Annotated in this window: 22 protein-coding genes and 2 pseudogenes; 15 read left to right on the top strand and 9 right to left on the bottom strand. The window is 71.1% G+C overall.

The window, feature by feature from the left end; translation table 11 throughout:
• Positions 1–196 precede the first annotated feature (196 nt).
• From QQY66_RS09755 to QQY66_RS09740, 4 genes and pseudogenes are all read left to right on the top strand, one after another.
• Positions 197–1,315, top strand: a pseudogene (locus QQY66_RS09755) (MFS transporter).
• A 78-nt stretch (positions 1,316–1,393) separates the two neighbouring features.
• Entirely contained in the window at positions 1,394–2,122 is a 729-nt protein-coding gene (locus QQY66_RS09750) for an NUDIX domain-containing protein (RefSeq protein ID WP_301978734.1), read from the top strand.
• The gene (locus tag QQY66_RS09745) at positions 2,119–3,138 is read left to right on the top strand and encodes an ADP-ribosylglycohydrolase family protein (RefSeq protein ID WP_301978733.1); all 1,020 of its coding nucleotides are present in this window, start codon (positions 2,119–2,121) and stop codon (positions 3,136–3,138) included. The genes QQY66_RS09750 and QQY66_RS09745 overlap by 4 nt, the downstream gene beginning before the upstream one ends.
• A 3-nt stretch (positions 3,139–3,141) precedes the next feature.
• Positions 3,142–3,897, top strand: coding sequence for a nucleotidyltransferase domain-containing protein (locus tag QQY66_RS09740; RefSeq protein WP_301978732.1), 756 nt, complete (start codon positions 3,142–3,144; stop codon positions 3,895–3,897).
• Here the strand turns inward: QQY66_RS09740 and QQY66_RS09735 are convergent.
• Together QQY66_RS09735 and QQY66_RS09730 are read right to left on the bottom strand one after the other, a co-directional pair.
• Entirely contained in the window at positions 3,823–4,566 is a 744-nt protein-coding gene (locus tag QQY66_RS09735; RefSeq protein ID WP_301978731.1) for a nucleotidyltransferase domain-containing protein, read from the bottom strand. The two genes, QQY66_RS09740 and QQY66_RS09735, sit on opposite strands and share 75 nt — an antisense overlap.
• A 22-nt stretch (positions 4,567–4,588) precedes the next feature.
• Complete coding sequence (locus QQY66_RS09730) at positions 4,589–5,266, bottom strand: DUF6529 family protein (protein ID WP_301987246.1); 678 nt, start codon at positions 5,264–5,266, stop codon at positions 4,589–4,591.
• A 500-nt stretch (positions 5,267–5,766) separates the two neighbouring features.
• Between QQY66_RS09730 and aroH the strand changes: the two genes are divergently transcribed.
• The 5 genes from aroH to der all read left to right on the top strand — a co-directional run bounded on the left by aroH (position 5,767) and on the right by der (position 10,200).
• Complete coding sequence (gene aroH, locus QQY66_RS09725; protein ID WP_301978730.1) at positions 5,767–6,129, top strand: chorismate mutase; 363 nt, start codon at positions 5,767–5,769, stop codon at positions 6,127–6,129.
• On the top strand, positions 6,126–7,211 hold the full coding sequence (locus QQY66_RS09720) for a prephenate dehydrogenase (protein WP_301978729.1): 1,086 nt from the start codon (positions 6,126–6,128) through the stop codon (positions 7,209–7,211). The genes aroH and QQY66_RS09720 overlap by 4 nt, the downstream gene beginning before the upstream one ends.
• A 100-nt stretch (positions 7,212–7,311) precedes the next feature.
• The gene (gene cmk / locus QQY66_RS09715) at positions 7,312–8,007 is read left to right on the top strand and encodes a (d)CMP kinase (RefSeq protein ID WP_301978728.1); all 696 of its coding nucleotides are present in this window, start codon (positions 7,312–7,314) and stop codon (positions 8,005–8,007) included.
• Positions 8,008–8,060: 53 nt separating this feature from the next.
• On the top strand, positions 8,061–8,648 hold the full coding sequence (locus QQY66_RS09710; RefSeq protein WP_301987245.1) for a 1-acyl-sn-glycerol-3-phosphate acyltransferase: 588 nt from the start codon (positions 8,061–8,063) through the stop codon (positions 8,646–8,648).
• A gap of 73 nt (positions 8,649–8,721) precedes the next feature.
• Positions 8,722–10,200 carry a ribosome biogenesis GTPase Der gene (gene der / locus QQY66_RS09705; protein WP_301978727.1) on the top strand — a complete coding sequence of 493 codons (1,479 nt, stop codon included), beginning with the start codon at positions 8,722–8,724 and terminating at the stop codon, positions 10,198–10,200.
• Between the two features lie 47 nt (positions 10,201–10,247).
• Here der and QQY66_RS09700 read toward each other — a convergent pair whose 3' ends face one another.
• Positions 10,248–10,631, bottom strand: coding sequence for a hypothetical protein (locus tag QQY66_RS09700; protein ID WP_301978726.1), 384 nt, complete (start codon positions 10,629–10,631; stop codon positions 10,248–10,250).
• Positions 10,632–10,806: 175 nt separating this feature from the next.
• Positions 10,807–11,588 (bottom strand): annotated as a pseudogene (locus tag QQY66_RS09695) (hypothetical protein).
• 535 nt (positions 11,589–12,123) lie between these two features.
• Between QQY66_RS09695 and QQY66_RS09690 the strand changes: the two are divergent.
• Together QQY66_RS09690 and QQY66_RS09685 are read left to right on the top strand one after the other, a co-directional pair.
• Complete coding sequence (locus QQY66_RS09690; protein WP_301978725.1) at positions 12,124–12,756, top strand: transglycosylase family protein; 633 nt, start codon at positions 12,124–12,126, stop codon at positions 12,754–12,756.
• Positions 12,757–12,870: 114 nt separating this feature from the next.
• Positions 12,871–13,497, top strand: a complete 627-nt coding sequence (locus QQY66_RS09685; RefSeq protein WP_301978724.1) for a transglycosylase family protein — start codon at positions 12,871–12,873, stop codon at positions 13,495–13,497.
• On the opposite strand, the gene QQY66_RS09680 is transcribed toward QQY66_RS09685, so the two are convergent.
• From QQY66_RS09680 to QQY66_RS09670, 3 genes are read right to left on the bottom strand one after another with little or no spacing between them, the layout of a single operon-like run.
• Entirely contained in the window at positions 13,403–14,110 is a 708-nt protein-coding gene (locus tag QQY66_RS09680) for an ATP-binding cassette domain-containing protein (protein ID WP_301978723.1), read from the bottom strand. The two genes, QQY66_RS09685 and QQY66_RS09680, sit on opposite strands and share 95 nt — an antisense overlap.
• Positions 14,107–16,839: an ATP-binding cassette domain-containing protein gene (locus QQY66_RS09675; RefSeq protein WP_301978722.1), complete on the bottom strand. Its 2,733-nt coding sequence runs from the start codon at positions 16,837–16,839 to the stop codon at positions 14,107–14,109. The genes QQY66_RS09680 and QQY66_RS09675 overlap by 4 nt, the downstream gene beginning before the upstream one ends.
• Positions 16,839–17,315, bottom strand: a complete 477-nt coding sequence (locus QQY66_RS09670; RefSeq protein WP_301978721.1) for a hypothetical protein — start codon at positions 17,313–17,315, stop codon at positions 16,839–16,841. Before QQY66_RS09670 ends, QQY66_RS09675 begins: the two co-directional genes overlap by 1 nt.
• 131 nt (positions 17,316–17,446) lie before the next feature.
• Between QQY66_RS09670 and QQY66_RS09665 the strand changes: the two genes are divergently transcribed.
• From QQY66_RS09665 to QQY66_RS09655, 3 genes are read left to right on the top strand one after another with little or no spacing between them, the layout of a single operon-like run.
• On the top strand, positions 17,447–18,004 hold the full coding sequence (locus tag QQY66_RS09665) for a hypothetical protein (RefSeq protein ID WP_301978720.1): 558 nt from the start codon (positions 17,447–17,449) through the stop codon (positions 18,002–18,004).
• Positions 17,973–19,268 carry an ABC transporter substrate-binding protein gene (locus QQY66_RS09660; protein ID WP_301978719.1) on the top strand — a complete coding sequence of 432 codons (1,296 nt, stop codon included), beginning with the start codon at positions 17,973–17,975 and terminating at the stop codon, positions 19,266–19,268. The genes QQY66_RS09665 and QQY66_RS09660 overlap by 32 nt, the downstream gene beginning before the upstream one ends.
• Before the next feature lie 48 nt (positions 19,269–19,316).
• Positions 19,317–20,345, top strand: coding sequence for a YafY family protein (locus QQY66_RS09655; RefSeq protein ID WP_301978718.1), 1,029 nt, complete (start codon positions 19,317–19,319; stop codon positions 20,343–20,345).
• On the opposite strand, the gene ctaD is transcribed toward QQY66_RS09655, so the two are convergent.
• Positions 20,236–21,915, bottom strand: coding sequence for a cytochrome c oxidase subunit I (ctaD, locus tag QQY66_RS09650; RefSeq protein ID WP_301978717.1), 1,680 nt, complete (start codon positions 21,913–21,915; stop codon positions 20,236–20,238). The genes QQY66_RS09655 and ctaD overlap by 110 nt on opposite strands.
• Before the next feature lie 433 nt (positions 21,916–22,348).
• Here ctaD and QQY66_RS09645 point away from each other — a divergent pair, with 433 nt between their 5' ends.
• On the top strand, positions 22,349–22,564 hold the full coding sequence (locus QQY66_RS09645) for an I78 family peptidase inhibitor (protein WP_301978716.1): 216 nt from the start codon (positions 22,349–22,351) through the stop codon (positions 22,562–22,564).
• Between the two features lie 66 nt (positions 22,565–22,630).
• On the opposite strand, the gene QQY66_RS09640 is transcribed toward QQY66_RS09645, so the two are convergent.
• Entirely contained in the window at positions 22,631–23,767 is a 1,137-nt protein-coding gene (locus QQY66_RS09640) for a phosphatase PAP2 family protein (protein WP_301978715.1), read from the bottom strand.
• Between the last annotated feature and the right edge of the window lie 209 nt (positions 23,768–23,976).

Here is a 23,976-nt window from a genome sequence, read left to right as displayed (position 1 = left end):
CGACGCCAATCGTCTTCGTGCCCTGGTACCGACAAGTGAAACCGTCGGCCCGCGTGGCACGTCCCTCCGGACGCTGGCCGGTCGGGCACATACGTCCTGACCGGGGAGGGTGCCCGACGTCGCCCGGGCGCCGGGCGTGTGCATCACACTCTGCCACCGCGTGACTACCGTTGGCTAATCCGACTGGTGGGTCCGCCTGGCCTCCGCCGCCGCGGCCCTCGCGAGCGGCCCGGGCCAGCTGATCACCGCGCGCGCGGTGCAGGGCGCCGGGGCGGCCGTACTCCTTCCGCTCACCCTGACCCTGATCAGCGAGGCGTTCCCGGCCGAGAAGCGGGGCGTGGCGATCGGGGTGTGGGGCGGGGTGACCGGGCTCGGCGTGGCGGCCGGACCCGTGCTCGGCGGTGCGGTGACCGAGGGCCTGTCCTGGCAGTGGATCTTCTGACTGAACGTACCCATTGGTATCGCGATGCTGCCCCTGGCCGCCACCAAGCTGCGCGAGAGCTATGGCACGCGGCCCCAACTCGACATCGTGGGGCCGGTGTTGGCGGCCGTCGGGCTGACGGGCCTGGCCTGGGCGCCGGTGCGGGCGCCCGAGGTGGGCTGGGGGAGCGCCGAGACACTGGCCGCGCTGACCGTCGGTGTCGTGTTCCTGGCGGCCTTCCTGAGGTGGGAGTGGAAGGGCGCCCGCTATCCCATGCTGCCGTTGGAGTACTTCCGCCGGCGCTCCTTCTCCACCGCCAACGCCTCGGCCTTCATGCTGTTCGCCTCGCTGCTCGGCGCCCTCTTCATGACCACGCAGCTCTTCCAGCTCGGGCTCGGTTACAACCCGCTGGAGGCGGGCGTGCGGATCCTCGTCTTGAACGCGACGCCGCTCCTGATCGCGCCGATCGCGGGCGCCCTCGCGGACCGGTACGGGACCCGGCCCTTCATGCTGGGCGGCCTGGTGTTGCGGGCGACCGGCCTCGCACTGCTGGCCTGGCAGGTCGAACCCGGTGTCGGATACGACCGTCTCGTCGGCCCGCTGATCATCGCCGGCGTCGGCATCTCCATGGTCTTCCCGAGCGTGGCCAACGCGGTGACCGCGTCCGTGCCGCTCGGTGACGCGGGTGTGGCGGCCGGCGTCAACAACGCGCTGCGCGAGCTGGGCGGGGTCTTCGGAGTGGCCGTCGCCGCGGCCGTGTTCACGACGTACGGCGGCTACGCCACACCGGAGACGTTCGTCGACGGAGCGGGTCCGGCGCCGTGGGTGACGGCGGGGATCGCGGCGATCGGAGCGGCGACTGCGGCGTTCGCACCGTCGCGCGGGGCCAGTTGAGGGGTTGTACAGTCCCGTCGCCCCCTTTATAGTCGTGGTGACTATTAGTCGCACTGACCATAAAGGGGGCGAGCGGATGTGACCGTACCGAGTGGCTACGACAAGTACGCGCACGAACCCTTCGCCGTCACCGTCGACCTCGCCGTCCTCACCCTGCGCGCGGGCGCACTGCATGTGCTGCTCGTCGAGCGCGGGCAGGAGCCGTACGCCGGCCGATGGGCACTGCCCGGCGGCTTCGTGCAGCCGGACGAGTCGGCGGAGACGGCGGCCCGGCGTGAACTCGCCGAGGAGACCGGCCTGGTGGATGTCTCCGGGCTGCACCTGGAGCAGCTGCGGACCTACAGCGAGCCCGACCGCGACCCCCGGATGCGGGTCGTGTCCGTGGCGTTCGCGGCGCTGCTGCCGAACGCACCGGAGGCGCATGCCGGCAGCGACGCGGCGCAGGCGCGCTGGGTGGAATGTGACAGTGCACAGCCCCTCGCCTTCGACCACGACCGCATCCTGGCCGACGCCCACGACCGCGTCGGCGCCAAACTCGAGTACACCTGCCTCGCCACCGCCTTCTGCCCGCCCGAGTTCACCCTCGGCGAGCTGCAGCAGGTCTACGAGGCCGTGTGGGGCACCGCGCTGGACCGGCCCAACTTCCGGCGCAAGGTGCTCGCCACGCCGGGCTTCGTCGAACCCGTCCCCGGTGCCGCCCGCTTGACCGGTGGCCGCGGCAAACCGGCCGCGCTGTACCGCGCGGGAACCGCCACCGCCCTGCATCCGCCCCTCCTCCGACCGTCCCGGGAAGGACGCCCCGTATGACCGCCACCACCGTCGCCAAGCGCGCCGCCACCGGAGCCCTCACCGGACTCGCCCTCGGCGACGCGCTCGGCTTCCCCACCGAGTTCGACGACGTGCCGTCGATCCTCGCCAAGTTCGGCCCATGGCGGGAGATGGGGCTGCCGAGGCCAGCGATCGTCACGGACGACACGCAGATGACGCTGGCGCTGGGGAAGGGGCTGCGGGCGGCGATGGACCGGGGAGTGCTCGAGCCGTCGGCGATGGCCGAGTCCGTACGGCAGGAGTTCATCGCCTGGAACCGCTCCCCGGAGAACAACCGGGCGCCCGGCAACACCTGCATCCGGGCGTGTGTCCTGCTGGAGGGCGACCGCCCCTGGCAGCAGGCCAGCCAGATCGACTCCAAGGGCTGCGGCGCCAACATGCGCGTAGCGCCCCTCGGCCTCATCTCCGGCCTCAGCGACGAACAGCGCGCGGGCGCCGCCCAGTTGCAGTCCGCACTCACCCACGGGCACCCGACGGCGCTGGCCGCGTCCGACCTCACCGCGCATGCCGTACGACTGCTGGCGCAGGGCGCCGAGCCGACCGGACTGGTCGGGCTGCTGCGCTCGTACGCCCTGGAGCACCGCTCCACGTACCACCACCGCTGGCTCGGCGACCTGTGGACGCGCAGCCAGGACCCGACGGCCGAGCACTTCATCGCGCGCGGCTGGGATGAGTGCCTGGCGATGCTCGACCGCCTCCGGGAGGCTGTGCGAACCGTGTCGCCCGGGACCGACCCGTGCCTGGCCACCGGTGCGGGCTGGATCGCCGAAGAAGCCCTGGCGACCGGACTGTTGTGCTTCCTGCTTTTCGTCGACGAGCCACTGACCGCCCTGCGCCGAGCCGCCTGCTCCTCCGGCGACTCGGACTCCATCGCCTGCCTCGCGGGCGCGTTCGCCGGCGCGTACCTCGGCGCCGACGCATGGCCCACGGAGTGGGCCGACCGAATCGAGTACCGGGGTGACCTGCTGACCCTCGGGGCGCTCTGGGACGCTTGACCCGTGATCGACGCCCTGGACATCGACCTGACACCGGTGGTGGCCGAGCAGCCCGACCCGCTGCTGTTCGCCACCGTCTCCGGCGCGCACCTGTACGGCTTCCCGTCCCGCGACTCGGACGTGGACCTGCGGGGCGTGCATCTGCTGCCGGCCGCCGATCTGGTCGGACTGCGGGAGCCCGAGGAGACCCGGTCCAGGATGTGGGACCGGGACGGCGTCGAGATGGACCTCGTCACACACGACCTGCGCAAGTTCGTACGGCTGATGCTGCGCCGCAACGGCTATGTGCTGGAGCAGTTGCTCTCGCCGCTCGTCGTGCACACCACCGACGCCCACCGGGAACTCGCCGCCCTCGCCCCCGGCGTCCTCACCAGCCACCACGCCCACCACTACCGAGGGTTCGCGGTGACACAGCGGCGGCTGTTCGAGAAGACCGGCGAACTCAAGCCGCTGCTCTACACGTTCCGTGTGCTGCTCACCGGCATCCATCTGATGCGCAGCGGCGAGGTGCGGGCCCATCTGCCCACACTGCTCGCGGAGATCGCCGAGGCACCGGCCTACGTGCCGGAGCTGATCACGGCGAAGGCGGAACAGGAGCACGGGGCGGCCGATGTGGCCCTGCACGCGCGCGTGCAGGCCGATATCGAGCGGCTGCATGGAGTGCTGGACGAGGCGCAGGCGGTGTCAGTCCTGCCGGATGCTCCGGCCGTGTACGACGCCCTGCACGAGTTCGTCGTACGGGTCCGGTTGGAGGGCTGACGTACGGCGGACGCGGGCGAGGAAGGCCTCGATGCGTCGGCGGTCCGGTTCGGCGGGCAGTGGGCTGTGCCGGTACGCCTCGTCCGTCTCGGTTGCCAGGCGGGTCATCCAGGACTCGACATCGGGCCAGGGGACTACACCGCGCTTCACCGCCAGCAGTGGCTCGCGGCGGTCGCCGACGTCGATGGTGAGCTCGCCCGTGCGCAGCAGGTCGCGGGCGCTCATCAGCAGGCGCAGCAGATGCATGGCGTGCTTCCAGCGCGGGGCGCCGTGATTGCGGACGTCGGCGTCGAGCTTGTGGCGCTGGCCGAGAGCGTACCGGGCGAATGTCTCGTGGGCCTGGCGGGAGAGGAACGCGCTTCGCAGGGCGATCAGCTCGCGGCCCGTGTCGTCGACGTACTCCACGAGCGGGGAGTGCAGGCACTCCAGGACGTTCGGGTTGGCGCGCAGTGCCAGCTCGCAGAAGCGCTCCAGCTCCCAGCTGAACTGCTCCTCGGCCGGCCCCTCCACATGTGTCGGCGGCTTCTCGAAGCGCCAGAAGAGGGCAGTGGGGGCCGCGTACACGCCCCGGCGGTCGGTGTCGCTGCCGTCCGTGGCCAGGCCGAAGGCGCGCGAACCCATCACGCAGGAGTAGATCGTGTGGTCGCGCACCAGGGCCTCGGGCTGCATGCCCGGCAGCGTACGCGGCGGTTCACGCCAGGCGGATCGAATTTCCGTCCACGGTGATCTGCTTCTCGGGCAGTGCCTTCGTCGCCGGGGGATTCTTCACCGAGCCGTCCTCGATGCTGAACTTGCTGCCGTGGCAGGTGCAGTTGATGGTGCCGCCCGAGACGCTCGCCACGGGGCACTGCTGGTGGGTGCAGATGTTCGAGAAGGCCTTGAAGTCGCCTTCCTTGGGCTGGGTCACGACGACCTTCTCGTCCTTGAAGATCGTGCCGCCGCCGACCGGGATGTCGGACGTCTTCGCCAGCTCCTGACCGGGGGAGGCGTTCTCCTTCGCGGAGTCGCCCTCGTCGTCGCCGTTCTCGCTGCAGCCCACGAGAAGCGCCGCCGCGCCCGTGGCGAGGAGCACCGTGCGCCGGGTCGGGTCAGGGGTCATGTCGTCACTCCGAAGGTGCGGAAGAACCAGAGGGCGGAGGCGCTCCGAACGGAGCAGCAGCATCTTGGCACTGAAAGCATCGAAGAAGAAGCAACCCAGGATGGAGTGCCACAAAACCCGTGTTTCGTACGTCTGATAGCCCAGCGCATACAGGCAGTGCACCGCAACCGGAACCGACACCAGAAACGCGACCCGCCCCGACCCGCGGTGCAGCGCCGACGACCAGCCGGGACCCGGCAGCTTCCCGTACACCCCCAGGGCGACCGCCACCGCGGCGCCGACCAGCGCCGGCACCAGATGGCGGGCCGAGTGCGGGCGGCGGTGGCCGGGCCTGGTCGGCGGTGAAGCCGCCGCCCTTCAGCCACGACTCCTTGTCGCGGCCGTCGCAGAAGTAGGCGACCGCCTTGCCGTCACGCAGGGAGACGGCGACGGAGGCGGAGTCGTCCGTCGTGCGGCCCGTGTAGTCGGCGTCGGGGAGGGTGTGGGGGAGGGGGACGCGGTCGGGGCCTCCCCCGAGGCGAGCTTCCTGCCCCATGAGAGCGGACCCGACGGCTGGCGTTCCAGAGGCGCACAGGGGCGTTCTGGCCCTGAGTAGCGTAATAGGGTGATTCGGGTGACATTGGCAGGTTCTGAGGCGGGCTCGTCACCCCCGACATGGCCGCGACCGAACCTGAGGCCCCGTCTCAGCGGGCGGGCGCGGCGCCCCCGCTCGATGCGGGCTGACTAGGCTGGACGGACCAACGATCCGTACGTCAGCAAGGAGCCAAGCCGTGGCGGTACGAGCGGTCCGAGGCGCCGTCCAACTCGAGGTGGACGAGGCCGGTCACATGGACGAGCAGGTCGGAGCCCTGCTCACCGCCGTTCTGGAGCGGAACGACCTCACCGCGGACGACCTGATCAGCATCTGGTTCACGGCCACGCCCGACCTGCACTGCGACTTCCCGGCCGCCGCCGCCCGCAAGCTCGGCATCGTCGACGTACCGCTGATCTGCGCGCAGGAACTGGACATCCAGGGCGCCATGCCGCGTGTCGTCCGTGTCCTCGCGCACATCGAGTCCGACAAGCCCCGCGCCGACATCGCGCACGTCTACCTCGGCGCCGCGGCAGCCCTGCGCAAGGACATCGCCCAGTGAGGACCGCACTCGTCATCGGCACCGGCCTCATCGGCACCTCCGCCGCCCTGGCGCTGGCCAAGCGAGGCGTCGTCGTCCACCTCGCGGACCACAATCCGGAGCAGGCCCGTACGGCGTCCGCGCTCGGCGCCGGCTCGGACGAGGCGCCCGAGGGCCCCGTCGACCTCGCGATCGTCGCCGCCCCGCCCGCCCATGTGGCCGGGGTGCTCGCCGACGCCATGCGCCGGGGCGTGGCCCGCGGCTACCTCGACGTGGCCAGCGTCAAGGGCGGTCCACGCCGCGAGCTGGAGGCGCTCGGTCTCAACCTGTCGTCGTACATCGGCACCCACCCCATGTCGGGCCGTGAGAAGTCCGGCCCGCTGGCCGCGACCGGCGACCTCTTCGAGGGCCGCCCCTGGGTGCTCACGCCGACCCGGGACACCGACACCGAGGTGCTGAACCTCGCCCTGGAGCTGGTCTCGCACTGCCGCGCGGTGCCGGTCGTCATGGAGGCCGATGCCCACGACCGCGCCGTCGCCCTGGTCTCCCACATGCCCCACCTGGTCTCCAGCATGGTCGCCGCACGTCTGGAGAACGCCGACGAGGCGGCCGTACGACTGTGTGGGCAGGGCATCCGCGATGTGACCCGGATCGCCGCGTCCGACCCCGGCATGTGGATCGACATCCTCTCCGCGAACCCGGGGCCGGTCGCCGACCTCCTCGCGGACGTCTCCGCCGACCTCGACGAGACGGTCCGCGCCCTGCGCGCCCTGCAGTCCTCCGACGACGCCAAGCGCCGCGAGGGCACCGCCGGCATCGAGGACGTCCTGCGCCGGGGCAACGCCGGCCAGGTCCGGGTCCCCGGCAAGCACGGGGCCGCGCCGCAGGTGTACGAGGTCGTGGTCGTGCTCATCGACGACCAGCCCGGGCAGCTGGCCCGCATCTTCGCCGACGCGGGACGGGCCGGGGTCAACATCGAGGACGTACGGATCGAGCACGCGACCGGGCAGCAGGCCGGTCTGATGCAGCTGATGGTGCAGCCGCAGGCGGCCCCGGTGCTGACGGCGGCGCTGCGGGAGCGGGGCTGGGCGATCCGGCAGTGATGCCGTGGGCCGGACGAGTGACCCGAACCCAGTAACCTTGTGCGGGGCACGATCGAGCCCCGCACACTCCCACCGCACCGCACCAGGAAGGTGTCCATCCGTGGAAAACGGCGCCGCCCCGACCGCCCCGGCCGTGATTGTCGCCATCGACGGCCCGTCCGGCACGGGCAAGTCGAGCACGTCCAAGGCCGTGGCCGCGCAGCTCGGCCTGAGCTACCTGGACACCGGCGCCCAGTACCGGGCGATCACCTGGTGGATGGTGACCAACGGGATCGACACCGACGACCCGTCGGAGATCGCCGCAGCGGCCGGGAAGCCGGAGATCGTCTCCGGTACCGACCCGGAGAACCCGACGATCACGGTCGACGGCACGGACGCCGCCGGGCCGATCCGCACCCAGGAGGTCACCTCCAAGGTCAGCGCGGTCAGCGCGGTGCCCGAGGTGCGAGCGCGGATCACCGAGCTGCAGCGCTCGATCGCGGCCTCCGCCGCACGGGGCATCGTCGTCGAGGGCCGCGACATCGGTACGACGGTGCTGCCCGACGCCGACCTGAAGATCTTCCTCACCGCCTCCCCGGAGGCGCGTGCCGCCCGCCGCAGCGCTGAGCTCCAGGGGTCGGACGTCCACTCGACCCGTGAGGCGCTGCTGAAGCGGGACGCGGCCGACTCCAGCCGTAAGACCTCTCCGCTGGCGAAGGCCGACGACGCGGTCGAGGTGGACACCTCCGACCTCATGCTCCAGCAGGTCATCGAGTGCGTCGTCACCCTCGTCGAGGAGAAGCGAGCAGCGAAGTGACGGCACCAACGGAGCGGGGCGCGGAGGTCGGGCGGCGCATCGGCGTCGGCCTGATGTACGGGCTGTGGAAGCCGCGCGTCCTGGGCGGCTGGAGGGTCCCCGCGACCGGCCCGGTGATCCTCGCCGTCAACCACTCGCACAACATCGACGGCCCGATGGTCATCGGCGTGGCGCCCCGCGCGTCGCACTTCCTGGTCAAGAAGGAAGCGTTCGTCGGCCCGCTCGCCCCCTTCATGCGGGCCGTCGGCCAGCTTGAGGTGGACCGCTCGACCGCCGACCGTACGGCCATCACCCAGGCCCTGGACGTGCTGGCGGCCGGCGGTGTGCTCGGCATCTTCCCGGAGGGCACCCGGGGCGAGGGCGACTTCGCCGCGCTGCGATCCGGGCTCGCGTACTTCGCGGTGCGCAGCGGCGCCCCGATCGTCCCCGTCGCCGTCCTGGGAAGCACCGAGCGGCCCGGACGGTTGATAAAGGCGCTGCCCGCACTGCGCTCCCGCATCGACGTCGTCTTCGGCGACCCCTTCGAGGCGGGCGACGGCAGCGGACGGCGTACGCGCAAGGCGCTCGACGAGGCGACCGAACGCATCCAGAAGCAGCTCACCGCGCACCTGGAAAACGCCAGGCGCCTGACCGGGCGCTGAGCGACACTTGAGTAGTGGATCACCCGAGATCGGGGGATCCACCGATCACCACACTGAACGAGGTACGGACTTCATGAACGACCAGATCCACTCCGACGGCTCGGGCGAGGAGCACGAGCACGGAGCACTTGGCGACGCCGAGTACGCGGAGTTCATGGAGCTCGCCGTCGAGGAGGGCTTCGACCTCGAGGACGTGGAGGGCGCGATCGAGGCGGCCGGCCACGGCCCGCTGCCGGTGCTCGCCGTCGTCGGCCGGCCGAACGTCGGCAAGTCGACTCTGGTGAACCGCATCATCGGCCGCCGCGAGGCCGTCGTCGAGGACAAGCCGGGCGTCACCCGCGACCGTGTCACCTACGAGGCCGAGTGGGCCGGCCGCCGCTTCAAGGTCGTCGACACCGGCGGCTGGGAGCAGGACGTCCTCGGCATCGACGCCTCCGTGGCCGCGCAGGCCGAGTACGCCATCGAGGCCGCCGACGCCGTCGTGTTCGTCGTCGACGCCAAGGTCGGCGCGACCGACACCGACGAGGCGGTCGTACGACTGCTGCGCAAGGCCGGCAAGCCCGTGGTGCTCGCCGCCAACAAGGTGGACGGCCCGAGCGGCGAGGCCGACGCGGCGTACCTGTGGTCGCTCGGTCTCGGTGAGCCGTACCCGGTCTCCGCGCTGCACGGCCGCGGCACCGGCAACATGCTGGACCAGGTCCTGGAGGCGCTCCCTGAGGCGCCCGCGCAGACCTTCGGCACCGGGGTCGGCGGACCACGCCGCATCGCCCTCATCGGCCGCCCGAACGTCGGCAAGTCCTCGCTGCTGAACAAGGTGGCCGGCGAGGAGCGCGTCGTCGTCAACGAGGTCGCGGGCACCACCCGCGACCCGGTCGACGAGCTGATCGAACTCGGCGGCGTCACCTGGAAGTTCGTCGACACGGCCGGTATCCGCAAGCGCGTCCACCTCCAGCAGGGCGCCGACTACTACGCCTCGCTGCGCACCGCGGCCGCCGTGGAGAAGGCCGAGGTGGCGGTGATCCTCATCGACGCCTCCGAGAGCATCTCGGTGCAGGACCAGCGCATCGTCACGATGGCCGTCGAAGCCGGACGTGCGATCGTCCTGGCCTTCAACAAGTGGGACACCCTCGACGAGGAGCGCCGCTACTACCTGGAGCGGGAGATCGAGACCGAGCTCGGCCAGGTGGCGTGGGCGCCGCGGGTGAACGTCTCCGCGCGCACCGGCCGCCACATGGAGAAGCTGGTCCCCGCGATCGAGACGGCCCTCGACGGCTGGGAGACCCGCGTCCCGACCGGACGCCTCAACGCCTTCCTCGGCGAACTGGTCGCCGCCCATCCGCACCCCGTCCGCGGCGGCAAGCAGCCCCGTATCCTCTTCGGCACCCAGGCCGGCACCAAGCCCCCGCGGTTCGTGCTCTTCGCCTCCGGCTTCATCGAGGCGGGCTACCGGCGCTTCATCGAACGCCGGCTGCGCGAGGAGTTCAGCTTCGAGGGGACGCCGATCCATATCTCCGTGCGGGTGCGCGAGAAGCGCGGCGCGAAGAAGAAGTAGACAGCGAAAGGGCGGCCCCTGCCGGAGCCGCCCTTTCCCTTCACACCTCAGATGCCGCGCCGCGGCCCCGGCGGCAGCGCCGGTACATGGTGCATGCCCGCACCCTGCGGCCGGAGCTGCCCGACCCGCTGCCACTGCGACTGCTGCCCGCCGCCGTGCCGGGTGCTGTACGCCCCCATGCTGTAGGCGCCGTACGAGCTGCTGCACGAACCCGGACCGGATCCGCCGTGATCGAGATACCCGAACGCGACAAACCCGAACTCCTCCTCGCCCCTGCGGTCACCCGGCAACGTACGGAAGGACTTGACGTACTCGGCGTAGAGCTCGTCGTAGATCGGCGTGGCCGATGACCCACCCGAACTCTCCGCAGCCGCCCGAGCGGACGGAATCGACGAGAAGGACGGGCGGCGGGGAACGTCGTATGCGTGCACGTATGTCCAAACGAGACCAAGCCACAAGAGATGCGGCCGCAGAATCCGATATCGCAGGTCACTGATGCATTAGGGGCGCATACGACGCCCCGTCAGGGGCGCGGGGAACTGCGCGACAAGCCACAACGAACCCGCAGCCGCCAAGCCACAAGTGGCCCCCGGACATTAGGCGCACTCACGTCCCAGCCAGAGGCAACGCCGCCGCGACCAACTTCCCATTCGCCGCCGCCTTGTCCAGCGCATCCCGCAACAGATCCTCCCGCGGCTGCCGCCCGATCGCCCCCACCGGCGCCGCGAACATCAGTACCTGCTGATGCTTGTTCGCGGCGGTCCGCCACCCATCGGTCACCTGCAACGGCTGATGCGCCTGCCACCACGCGACCGGCTGCCCCCGGAGGGACCCGGCTGCAGCACCGCATGCAACTGCCCCATCGCCAGCAGCACCGACCAGCCGTGCAACACCGACGGCACCGACTCGATCGCCGTGAGCGGCATGAAACCCTGCTCGATGAGCAGCGGCAGAAAGTCGTCGCCGGCGCCGGTCGCACCGGGCCGCACGATGGGCGCGGTCGGCTCGACGACGAGCGCCGGGTGCAACTCACCGGCGATCAGGACGAGTCCGCTGGTCACGCCGAGCACGGCCTGCTCGGGGACGATCTTGTCGGGCTCCAGGTCCACGGTGTCGCCGCTGATGGAGCGCACCGCGCCCCGCAGCTGCTCCTCGGTGACCTGGACGACCTGCGAGGGCAGGCAGGTGGCGTGGGCGAAGGCGAGGACGGCGGTCTCGTCGCCGATGAACAGGACGGTGCTGGTGCGCTCCTGCTCGGAGTCGCCCGGGGTGCGGCAGGATGTGCAGTCGTAACTGCCAGGGGCGTTCTCTCCGGCGAGCAGCCGGTCGGCTTCATCGTCGCCGATCTCGGCGCGTACGTCGTCGCTGACGTCGAGCATGCGCGGCACGGGTGGCTCCCTCGGATGTGGTGCGTATCGGGACCGGGTGGCTCCCGGCCCGTGAACCGGGCGGGTCCCGGGCTCATGAAGAGACAACGGGCGATCTGTGGCGGGAGTCACGCCCCAAGGCGAACGGAGTCGAACCATCCGATGCGTTGGGTCACGCAGGGTCCGGAATCGGACACTCCCTGTCAAGTGCTGGGAAACCCAAGGAAGTTGGATCGGTGATGTGGGTCACAGATCATCTGGGTGCCCGGTCGACAAATCATGAAATTCACGAATGAAGTGGGTGTCCGAAAATCGCCGATACCCGAGGTAACGGCGAACTGGCCTGGAATGACAAGGAGTTGGTTGATGCCGCCCCACCGTCGTCCGTACATTCCTCCGCCGTGTGCAACGAGCACCGCTCGGGAACGTCCGCCGGCCGCACCAAGCCAGCTCGTCGTACAGCCTCCGGCGGACGGGGCCGAGCGCGCCGACCGCGACCAATCGCGGGACGCGCGCCCGGCCTTGGGGGACCCCGGGTCCGTGGAGAGGGATTTCCATGTCCGATTGTGCCGATACCACCCGCGACAACGTCCGCAAGACGAGTACGACACGTACGACGGCGGTCCTCGCCGGGGCCGCTCTGCTTGCCCCCCTCGGACTGCTGGCCGCGAGCGGCAACGCCGCGGCGGCGGACGGCGGGGTCTGGGACCGCATCGCCCAGTGCGAGAGCGGCGGCAACTGGCACATCAACACCGGTAACGGCTACTACGGCGGACTGCAGTTCGCCGCAGGCACCTGGCGCGCGTACGGCGGCACGGCCTACGCGCCGACGGCCGACCAGGCCTCCAGGGAGCAGCAGATCGCGGTAGCCACCAAGGTCCAGCGCGGCCAGGGTTGGGGTGCCTGGCCGACCTGCTCGGCACGGGCCGGAGCGTACGGGAGCGCACCCGCGGCTCCCGCGACCGGCTCGGCCACGACGAAGGCGGCTCCGCCGAAGGCGCCGGAACGCCCGCCGACCCACACCAACCGCAGCGCGTCCCGCGGCGACTACACGGTCCGCCAGGGCGACACGCTGAGCGGCATCGCCGCCCGGTACGGGACCACCTGGCAGCGGATCCACGCCGCCAACAAGGCCGTCATCGGCAGCGATCCCGATGTGATCGTGCCCGGACAGCGCCTCGACATCTGAGCCGCCCCGCTGCTGCGGGCACGGGCCCCGTCCGGTGCGCCGACCGGGTGGGGCCCCTCGGCACACCGGACGCGCCGCGGCGGCCGTACGAGGCGCACTGCTTAGCGTGAGTCGATGTACACCAAGCTGATCACGCTCGCCGTGGCGGCGCTGCTCGCCACCGTCACGCCGGCCGCCGCGCACGAGGTGCCGCCGCTGCCGGTCCCCGTTCCGCTGCTCGACACGCTGCTCGGGCCCCGCGACTGCGGCAAGGGCAAGTGGCCCTGGGGCTGTCTCGCCGAGTGCGAGAGCAGCGGGCGCTGGAACGTCAACTCCGGCAACGGCTTCTACGGAGGGCTGCAGTTCGGGCAGTCCACGTGGGAGGACTTCGGCGGCCTGAAGTACGCCCCGCGCGCGGATCTCGCCTCGCGTGAGGAGCAGATCGCCGTCGCCCGGAAGGTGGTGGCCGTGCAGGGCTGGGAGGCCTGGCCCGTCTGCTCCAAGAGATACGGGCTCAAGGGGCGGATGCATGCCGTGAAGAGCGGCGACACGCTGACGTCGATCGCCCGCAGATACGGCGTCAGGGGCGGCTGGCAGGCGCTCCACAAGGCCAACAAGAAGCGGCTCGGCCGCCGTCCCGACCAGCTGAAGGTGGACATACTGCTGGTCATCCCGGAGGACGGGAACCGTGTGCCGGACCCGGACCCTGGTCTCTTCGGTCCGCCGCTTCCCGTCGCTGAAGTTCCCCCGCCTCGCCGCTGAACACGACGGCCCCGCGGCGCAGTTCGTACCCGAGCGCCGCCCGGCCGTCGAGGGCGGGCGGCAGCCGCTGCTCGGCGACGACCACACACGCGTCGAGCGCGGCCAGCAGTTCGTACGTCCGTGCCGCGACCGTGGGGGACATGCCCTGCGCAGGTTCGTCGACGAGCACCACGCGCGCGCGTGCCAGCAGGGCGCGGGAGAGCGCGAGCATGCGCTGCTCGCCGCCGGAGAGGGTGCCTGCCCGGCGCGGCAGCAGGGGCGTCAGCTGCGGGTAGGCGTCGAGGGCCGGGGTCACGTCGGCAGCCGCCAGTTCGAGGTTCTCGCGGACGGTGAGGGAGCCGAACACCGCCTGCCGTTCCGGGACCATGCACAGCCCGCGCCGGGCCCGCTCGAACGCCGGCGTCCGGGTCACGTCGACGCCGTCCCACACCACCGCGCCGCCGGACAGGGGCACGGTTCCGGCCAGGGCGCGCAGGGCCGTCGTACGGCCGGATCCGTTGCGGCCCAGCAGGACGGTGAGGCCGGGGCCGGGGGCGGCGAGGGTGACGCCGTGCAGGGCTTCCAGGGGGCCGTAGCGCACGCGCGCGTGCCGCAGGGAGATCGTGGAGGTCATCGGCCGGCCGCCTCCAGCGTGTCCAGTACGCGGTCGGGCGGGCCGGAGGAGACGATGCGGCCCGCCGCCATGACGTGTACGACGTCGGCGAGGTCGGCGACCAGGTCGAGATCGTGCTCGACGACGAGCAGGGCGGTGCCGTCGGCGGCGAGGGCCTTCAGGATGCGGGCCAGCGCGGTCACTTCGGGGGTGTCCAGGCCCGCGGCGGGCTCGTCGAGCAGCAGCACGCGCGGGCTGCCCGCGAGGGCTCGCGCCAGCTCCACCCTGCGCAGGGTGCCGGTGGGCAGGCCCGCGGCGGGAAGCTCCCGGACCGGCCCGTCCAGACCGAACAGCCTCAGCGTCCGCTCTACGGCCGTCTGATCGGCGATCCGCCCCTGCTCGGCGCCCACGCGAACATTTTCGGCCACCGTCAACGAGGGGAAAACGGCCAGCTGCTGGAACGTCCGTGCGATGCCGAGCCGGGTGCGGGCGTGTGCGGGCAGCCGGGTGATGTCCCGGTCGTCGAGCCGTACGTGGCCCTGTGCGGGGCGCAGGGTGCCGGCGAGGCAGTGGAACAGGGTGCTCTTGCCTGCGCCGTTGGGGCCGACGATGGCGGTGATCCGGCCTCGGAGGACGTCGAGGTCGATGTCGTCGAGTGCGGTGAAGCCGCCGTAGTGGGCGTGGAGGTGGCGGGTGGTGAGGACCGGGTCGGGGCTCCCACCCGCACCACCCGTGCCACTTCCGTCGTCGGGTGCGGGTGGTTGTTGTGGGGACTGGGCGCTGATGTGGCCTGTGGGTAGCCCCTGACGCAGCCTCGTGTCGGCTGTCGTAGCCGTGGCTGTGCCGTCGTTCGTCGTCGCGGTCGTCGGTTCCGGGTGAGGGGCCCGGTCTTGTTCCGGTCGTCGCAGGCGCCTGCGTAGCTCCACCCCCGCCGTCGTCAGTGTCGCGTTCCGCCGTGGTCGTAGGCGTCGCGTCGCCGTTCGCAGTGCCTCGTACGGTCCTCCGGGGAACCGGCCGACCAGCACCGCCAGCACGCCGATCAGGGCCGCTGCCACTCCGCCTCGCGCCCCCGCGTCCAGGCCGACCAGGAGGGCAGCCGCTGCCAGTGCGCCCAGGGTGGAGTCGGCGCCCAGGACCACCACCGCCGCGAACCACAGCAGGCCGCGTACGGGGTCGTAGGCGCCGGGGTCGAAGGCGCGGAGCCCCATGCCGAGCATTCCGCCGCCGAGGGCGGCCAGGGCGGCGCCGGAGACGAAGGCCAGGAGCTTGAGGGACGGGACCTTTACGCCTGCCGCCGACGCGCCCGACTCGTGGTCGCGCATGGCCGCGAGAGCTCTGCCCGTACGGCCCCTGCGCAGCGCGTGCGTCGCGAGGAGCGCGGCTGCCAGCAGGGCCAACTCCAGGACGTAGTACGCGCGGTCTCCGTCGAAGCCCGCCGGGCGGTCCAGCGAAAGGCCCGACGTGGCGTACGGCTGCGCGAACACGAAGCGGCTCACGCCCACGCCGACCGCGAAGGTCGCCAGCGCCTGGGCGAGGCCCTGGCGGCTGATCGCCGGCCAGCCGGTGAGCAGGCCGAGGGGCGCTACCAGGAGCACCGCCACCGCCAGCGCGGCCAGTTCCGGCAGGCGGGGCAGGCCGGGGAAGCGGCCCGCCGCGAGCAGGGCGGTGAAGAGGGCGCCCAGGCCCGCGTACGCCGCTTGGCCGAGCGAGATCTGGCCGCCGCGGCCCGTGACGACCACCAGGGAGAGGAGCACCACGCCCAGCGCCGGCACCTGCACCGACGTATGGAGGTCCGAGCCCGCGAAGCCCAGCGGCAGCAGGAACAGGACCACCGCCACGATCCAGGCGCCCGGCGGGGTCGGCACGCGCGCGGTGGCCGTGCGCGGCAGTGCGTCCCGGGTGCCGACGCGGGGCAGGACGAGGGCCGCGCTCAGCAGCGCCACCACGAACAGGTTCGCGCCGACGGCCTGGAGCAACGGTTCGCCCCAGCCCGAGGGATGAAGGCGCGTCAGCTGGCTCTGCGCCACCCCGATCCCCAGCGCCGTCACGACCGCGACCGGCAGACTGCGCATCCGCGCCGCGACCGCGACCGCGACGACCTCCATGACGAGCAGCGGCAGGCCGTACGGGTCCAGCCGGACGTACGGCGCCAGCAGCACGCCCGTCAGACCCGCCGTGAACGACCCGAACGCCCAGCCGGCCGCCGCCACCCGGTCCGCGTCGATCCCGCCGAGCACGGCCAGCTGCCGGTCGTCCACGACGGCCCTGAGCTCCCGCCCGAACCTCGTCCACCGGATCACCGCACCGACACCGGTCGCCAGTACGGCCACCACCGCCAGCTGTCCCCAAGGGTCCGCCGACACCAGCTCGGGAGCGTCGTCCCGCGCACCCTGCCCCCACACCAGCGCCGCACCGCCGACCAGCAGCACGAAGACCCCGATCGACGCCACCAGTGTCTGCGCCGGATCGCTGCCGAGCACAGACAGCGGGCGGAAGACGAAACGCTCCAGCACCACCCCCAGGCCCGGCGCCAGGACCACCAGCGTCACCAGCGCGCCGAGCCACAGCGGCCAGCCCCACTCGACCACGCACTGCCGCAGCGCGTACGCACACACCATGGCGATGGCCCCGTGCGCGAAGTTGAGCACCCCGGTCGCGCGATACGTCACGATCAGACCGATCCCGGTGAGCGCGGCGGCGCTGCCGACCGACAGACCGGCGAGCGTGAGGTCGTACGTGAGGGACGACATCAGCCGTCTGCTTCGGCGGGCTCACAGATCGGGCAGGGCCCCAGCTCGCCGCTCGCCACCAGCTTCCCGTCCACCGGCACTGCCTCCGCCTTCCCGGCGACCAACGGGCAGTCCGCGCGGTGGAACAGCGTGCCGCCCGGCACCATCAGCAGATCCGCGCTGACCGCGAGGGGCGAGGCCGCCGCCTGCCCGGAGTCCACCGTGCCGTCAGGCTCCGAGGCGACCAGCAGGCCGTACAGCTCCTCCACGCGCGCGGCGGCGAGCGCGCTGCGGCCATGCGTCAGCAGCACCGCACCGGCGATGATCAACGCGGCTCCGGGGACCGTGCAGGACGCGAGATAGGGCAGCTGCCGCTCGGCGAACCGCTCGCCCGAGATGCCGTACCAGCCGATCACACACAGCACCGCGCCCGCGGCGAGCGCCGCCCAGCCGGCCCAGAGGACGGGGTGCACGGTCGGCAGTCGGGCTGTCCGCATCTCTGGCTCCCACACGTCATGTCTCTGGCGATATTCCATGTCGGCCAATGGACTTGCACTATGCCTTCTGCAAGCTGACCCTGAAAGCACCGGGCGCACCCGGCCCGGACCGACACCCGGTGGTGAGCCAGATGGTTCTCGGGAGCGACCTCAGGCGGGGGAGCGCAGGACGCGGTACCGCGATCGTGGCCGCGTTGCTCCTCCTCCTCGCCCCGGCCCTCGCGGCCTGCGGCGACGACGAGGGCGGTGGCAGCGAGACACCGCTGCCGACACCGACCGTCGAGCAGACCGAGCAGCCGACGAGTCCGGCCGCGTCGGGGCCCGCCGACACGGCGGCGGCCGAGCGGGAGATCGAGCAGAACTGGCAGAAGTTCTTCGATCCGGCGACCTCGGCACAGGACAAGCAGTCCGTCCTCGAGAACGGCGACCGGATGGCCCCCGTGCTGGCGGCCTTCAGCGGCGACGAACGCGGCGGGCAGGTCCAGGCGAAGGTCACCGCGGTCGAGTTCACCTCGCCGACCGAGGCGAACGTGACGTACGACCTGACGCTCAAGGGCGCCACCGCACTGCCCGGCGCCTCCGGAACGGCGGTCGAGCAGGACGGCGCCTGGAAGGTGTCCGCCAAGACCCTGTGCGCGCTGGTGAGCATGAGCGGCAATGCCTCGGCGTCGGCCCTCCCGGGTTGCTGAGGCCCTCTCGGCGGTGCTGCTGCTCGCCCTGAGCACGGCCTGCGGCAGCCGCCTGCCGGAGAGCGACTTCGAGAGCGACGGCCGTACGACCCCGCAGGCGACCGCCGGTGCGCCGCTGCTCGTCGGCATCATCACCAGCGCCACCAGCCCCGTCGGCGGCAACGCCTTCACCGGCCCGCGCGACGGCGCGAAGGCCTACTTCGACCGCCTCAACGCGCGCGGGGGCATCGACGGGCGCCCGGTCGAGGTGCGCCTGTGCGACGACGGCGGCAGCGGGGTCGGCAACAACGAGTGCGTGCACCAGCTCATCGACGAGGACGAGGTCGTCGCCCTGGTCGCCACCACCGCGCTCGACTACGCGGGCGCCTCCCGTGTCTCACGCGCGCGCGTGCCCGACATCGGCGGCCAGCCCATCGGCGCCGCCTACGACACCTGGCCGCACCTCTACGGCATCTACGGCAGCCTCGCGCCCCGCGACGGCACGACCGGCTGGGACGGCAAGCAGTACGGCGGCACCGAGGTCTACCGGTACTTCAAGCGCGAGCACGGCGCCCGCACGGCCGCCGTCGTCTCGTACAACCAGGCCGCGTCCGCCGCCTACGCCCGGCTCGTCGAGCGAGGGCTGAAGGCCGAGGGCTACAAGGTCGTCACCGAGCAGGTCGACTTCGCGCTGCCCAACTTCCGTGCCGTGGCGGCCGACCTCAAGGACCAGGGCGCCGACCTCGTCTTCGACGCGATCGACGGGCACGGCAACGCCCAGCTGTGCAAGGCGATGGACGACGTCGGCGCCGAGGTCACCGCCAAGGTCACGAACGTACAGAACTGGACGTCCGCCGTCCCCGACGACTACAAGGACTCGCCGCGCTGCCGCAACGCCCTGTGGGCGAACGGATCCAGCCGGAACCACGAGGACACGGACCATGAGGCCGTACGGGAGTTCCGGGACGCCACCGAGGGGCTGAAGACGCACTCCCAGTGGCAGTTGGAGGGGTGGGCCGCCGCGGCGTGGTTCACGGAGGCGGCCCGGTCCTGTGCCCAGGAGGGCGTCACGCGCGCGTGTGTCGACGACTTCATGAACCGCAGCGAGGGCTACACCGCCGACGGGCTGCTGGTTCCGGTCCGCTTCGAGCGGCTGGCCGAGCCGCCCCAGACCCGCAGGACCTGTCTGTCGGTGGCCCGCTGGCAGGACGGCAAGGGCTGGGTCTCCCAGGGAGACATGAACGACACGTGCTTCGACGTGCCGCAACTGCCGTACGAGCAATGACGACTTTGCGGACCATGCCTGTCCGCAAGGGCTGGCAGACTCACGACCATGTTGGAGACCTCGGCACGACTGCTGCGCCTGCTCTCGCTCCTCCAGGCCCACCGCGAATGGTCCGGCGCCGACCTGGCCGAGCGGCTCGGCGTCACGCCGCGCACGGTGCGCCGGGACGTGGACCGGCTGCGCGAGCTGGGCTATCCCGTCAACGCCAGCCCCGGCACGGGCGGCGGCTATCAGCTGGGCGCGGGCGCCGAGCTGCCACCGCTGCTCCTGGACGACGACGAGGCGGTGGCCGTCGCCGTCGGGCTGCGCACGGCCGCCGGACAGGGCATCGAGGGCATCGGCGAGACCTCCGTACGGGCCCTCGCCAAGCTCGAACAGGTCCTGCCGAGCCGGCTGCGCCGCCGCGTGGGCGCCCTGAACGCCTTCACCGTGCCGATGCTGCGCGGCCCCCAGCCCTCCGCCGTCGACCCGGCCGTCCTCACCGAGCTGGCCAACCTCTGCCGGGACGCCGAGAGACTGCGCTTCGAGTACCGCACGCACGAAGGAGCCGTGACCCGCCGTACCGTCGAACCGCACCGCCTGGTGTGCACCGAGCGCCGCTGGTACCTGGTCGCCTGGGACCTGGACCGCGACGACTGGCGTACGTTCCGCGTCGACCGCATCACCCCGAAGCCGCCGCACGGCCCGCGTTTCACCCCGCGCAAGCCGCCCGCCGACGACCTCGCCGCGTATGTCTCCCAAGGGGTCTCCACGCGCGCGTACGCCTCGCACGCCGTCGTGCGGCTGCTGGTGCCCCTCGCGGAGGCGGCCGAGCAGATCTCGCCGTCGGCCGGGGTGCTGGAGCCCGACGGCGAGAACAGCTGCGTCCTGCGCACCGGGGCCGCGAGTCTCGACGTGATGGTCATTCACGTGATGCTGATGGGCTTCGAGTTTGAGGTGCTGGAGCCCATGGAGCTCACTGACACGATCAGGACCGCTCGGGACCGGCTGTCTCGCGCTCTGGAGCGAGCTCCGCGTACTCGGGATGATGCAGGTCGAACGCCGGGGACTCGGAGCGGATCCGGGGCAGTGTCGTGAAGTTGTGCCGGGGCGGTGGGCAGGAGGTCGCCCACTCCAGGGAGCGGCCGTAGCCCCAGGGGTCGTCGACCTCGACCTTCGTGCCGTACTTGGCGGTCTTCCAGACGTTGTAGAGGAACGGCAGTGTCGACAGGCCGAGGAGGAACGAGCCGATCGTCGAGATGGTGTTGAGCGCCGTGAAGCCGTCGGCGGCGAGATAGTCCGAGTAGCGGCGCGGCATGCCCTCGGCACCCAGCCAGTGCATCACCAGGAACGTGGTGTGGAAGCCGATGAACAGCGTCCAGAAGTGGATCTTGCCGAGCCGCTCGTCGAGCATCTTCCCGGTGAACTTCGGCCACCAGAAGTAGAACCCGGCGAAGATCGCGAAGACGACGGTGCCGAACACGACGTAGTGGAAGTGCGCGACCACGAAGTAGGTGTCCGTGACGTGGAAGTCCATCGGCGGCGAGGCGAGGATCACGCCCGTCAGACCGCCGAAGAGAAACGTCACCAGGAACCCCACCGACCACAGCATCGGCGTCTCGAAGGACAGTGAGCCCTTGAGCATGGTCCCGGTCCAGTTGAAGAACTTCACGCCCGTCGGCACCGCGATCAGGAAGCTCATGAAGGAGAAGAACGGCAGCAGCACCGCGCCCGTCGCGAACATGTGGTGCGCCCACACCACCACCGACAGACCGGTGATCGCCATCGTCGCGCCGATCAGCGTCAGATAGCCGAAGATCGGCTTCCGGCTGAAGACCGGAATGATCTCCGTGATGATGCCGAAGAACGGCAGCGCGATGATGTACACCTCGGGATGCCCGAAGAACCAGAACAGGTGCTGCCACAGCAGTGCGCCGCCGTTCGCCGCCGTGAAGATCTGCGAGCCGAACCGCCGGTCCGCCTCCAGACAGAGCAGCGCCGCGGCCAGCACCGGGAACGCCATCAGGATCAGGATCGACGTGAACAGCGTGTTCCACACGAAGATCGGCATCCGGAACATCGTCATGCCGGGGGCGCGCATCCCGATGATGGTGGTGATGAAGTTGACCGCGCCGAGGATCGTGCCGAAACCCGCCAGCGCGAGCCCCATGATCCACAGGTCGGGTCCGACGCCCGGCGAGCGTTCCGCGCTGTTCAGCGGTGCGTAGGCGAACCAGCCGAAGGCCGCGGGCCCCGTGGGCACCAGCAGCGAGCCGAGCACGATCAGGCCACCGAACAGGAATAGCCAGTACGACAGCATGTTCAGGCGCGGGAAGGCGACGTCGGGGGCGCCGATCTGCAGCGGCATCAGCTCATTGGCGAAACCCGCGAAGGTCGGCGTCGCGAACAGCAGCAGCATGATCGTGCCGTGCATCGTGAACAGCTGGTTGAACTGCTGGTTGTCGATGAGCTGCAGCCCCGGACGGGCGAGTTCGGCGCGCATGATCAGCGCCATCAGGCCGCCGACGAGGAAGAACGCGAACGACGTGATCAGGTAGAGATGGCCGATCTTCTTGTGGTCGGTGGTCGTCAGCCAGTCGACGATCACCCGTCCCTGCGGCCTCTTCCGCACGGGCCGCATCGCCGTCTGCACGGTCTGGGTCCCCATACGCTCGCTCGCCCCTTCGCTCGTCGCGCCACGGGCCGCTGCCGCCCGCGGCGCGCGAGTGCCCGCGAGCTCACGTCATGATGCTCGCGTCGTCGCGCGCCGCGACAGGGGGCGTACCGGGGTTCTGTGCCTCAGCCATGCATTTCCTGTGCGACGTCAGCCCCCGTGGGCCCCACGCGGAATCGGAATGGAATGCGGATCCGTGGCGGTTACCCCGGCACTTTCCGCCGGGCTTTTCGGAGAGTCGGGGCGACACGCGGAAATTACGTTCGAATGCCTGCGTAAGGCGTACGCGCGCGCCCGTTCGTGTGACGGAGTGCACCGGAAACGCATGTCGTGATCCTGTGACAAAAGTGTGACCCGAGAGGGATCAGTGACCCACGGTGCACGGATCCGACTTCCGTGCCCGCTCAATGGGGCCTAGCGTGGCGCCATGGCACCCATTCCGAAACCCCCCGCCGAACCTCAGGACAGCCCGGATTCGTATGTGGGCCTCGATGCCGGAGCGGCCGAGCGACGCGCCCGTGACCGGGGCTGGTCGACCGTGCGGTCCCTGCCGCCGGGCGCGATCATCACCATGGAGTACCGCGTGGGACGGCTGAACTTCGAGGTCAAGGACGGCCTGGTGGCGCGGGCCTGGAAGGGCTGAGAAACGGCGGCGGCCCTGGTTTCCCGCATCCGACGCGGGAAACCAGGGCCGTCGTGCTGTGCGCGGTCAGCCCCCCGTCATGGGGCGGGCCGAGGTGGCTGTGCCGCGCGTGACGCGGTCCGCCTGGGGCGGGCGGCGGCTGCCGACCGGAGTGACCGGCGTGCGGTCCGAGCGGGTCGTGTGCGGGCCCGGCGCCAGATAGAGGGGCGCCTTGGGCGCCTGGGCCGTGGAGACGGGCTCCTGCGTCGTGGAGACCGGCTCCTGCGTCGTGGAGACCGGCTCCTGCGCCGCGCAGACCGGCTCGGGCGCCGTGCAGACCGGCTCGGGTGCCGTGGAGACCGGCTCCGGCGCGGCAGGCTCCTCCTGGGCGGACGTACGCGGCTTGAGCGCCACCGGCACCTCGACCGGGCTCGTCGGGACGGTCGCCGGGGCGGCGCGGCGGGAGCGCCAGCGGTCGCGCAGGTCGAAGATCTCGGCCTCGGCGCGGGCTACCAGCGGCTCGAACCACGGCAGCGCCAGCAGGATCAGCAGACCCGCGGCCCAGCCGAGCAGCACATCGCTCAGCCAGTGCGTACCCAGGTACACGGTGGTCAGGCCGACGCTGAGCGACACCACGGCCGACAGGGCCGACAGCCAGCGCCGGGCCTGCGGCGTGGCGGCGAGGTAGGCGAGGATGCCCCAGGTCACCACGGCGTTCGCGGTGTGTCCCGAAGGAAATATGTCGCTGCCGGCCTGGAACCAGTGCCACATCTCGTTCGAGCCGACGTCCGTCGCGTAGTGCGGACCGGAGCGGCTCAGGCCGTACTTCACCGCGGCCACCGTGATGTTCAGCAGCAGCACGGCCGCGCCGAAGGCCAGCAGCGGGCGCAGCGTGTGCTGCCGCCAGGAGCGCCAGCCCAGCCAGGCCGTGACCATCACCGCCGTCGGGCCGCGCTGGCCGAGGACCACCCAGTAGTCCAGGAAGGCGTGGATCTCCGGCCATTGCTGGTACGGCCGGAAGAGCATCGCCTGCCAGTCGAACCGGACCAGCCAAGAGGTGAGCACGACCGCCAGAACGATCGTGAGGTAGAAGGCGAGCGTCGCGCCGAAAAGGACCACCCGGTGCCGCGTCATCCGGGGCACGTCTAGGACGGGCCGCTCCGGTTCGCGGTCCAGCCGGGCGAAGATCCGGTCGAGCCGGCTCGGCTTTGGTTCGGTACGCACACGATCGACGTTACAGGGAGTGAGTGGAGTTACCCGCAGAAGCTGGCCCTTTGTAATGACGATGTGATGTGGGAAAGCTCTCAGGACGGGGTTTATTTCCGAGGATTCTGCAATCCCCTGCGCCTCTTCCCTTCAATTCCTTTGATCACTTCAGGGGCCAGGTTTTACTCCGCTTATAAATCCGTTCACCAGTTGATGGCCGGGAATTC

Source organism: Streptomyces sp. DG2A-72, from assembly GCF_030499575.1.
In the GTDB taxonomy this organism is placed as follows: domain Bacteria; phylum Actinomycetota; class Actinomycetes; order Streptomycetales; family Streptomycetaceae; genus Streptomyces.
Note: the sequence above shows the minus strand (reverse complement) of the source record. Positions and strands in the feature narration are given on the sequence as shown.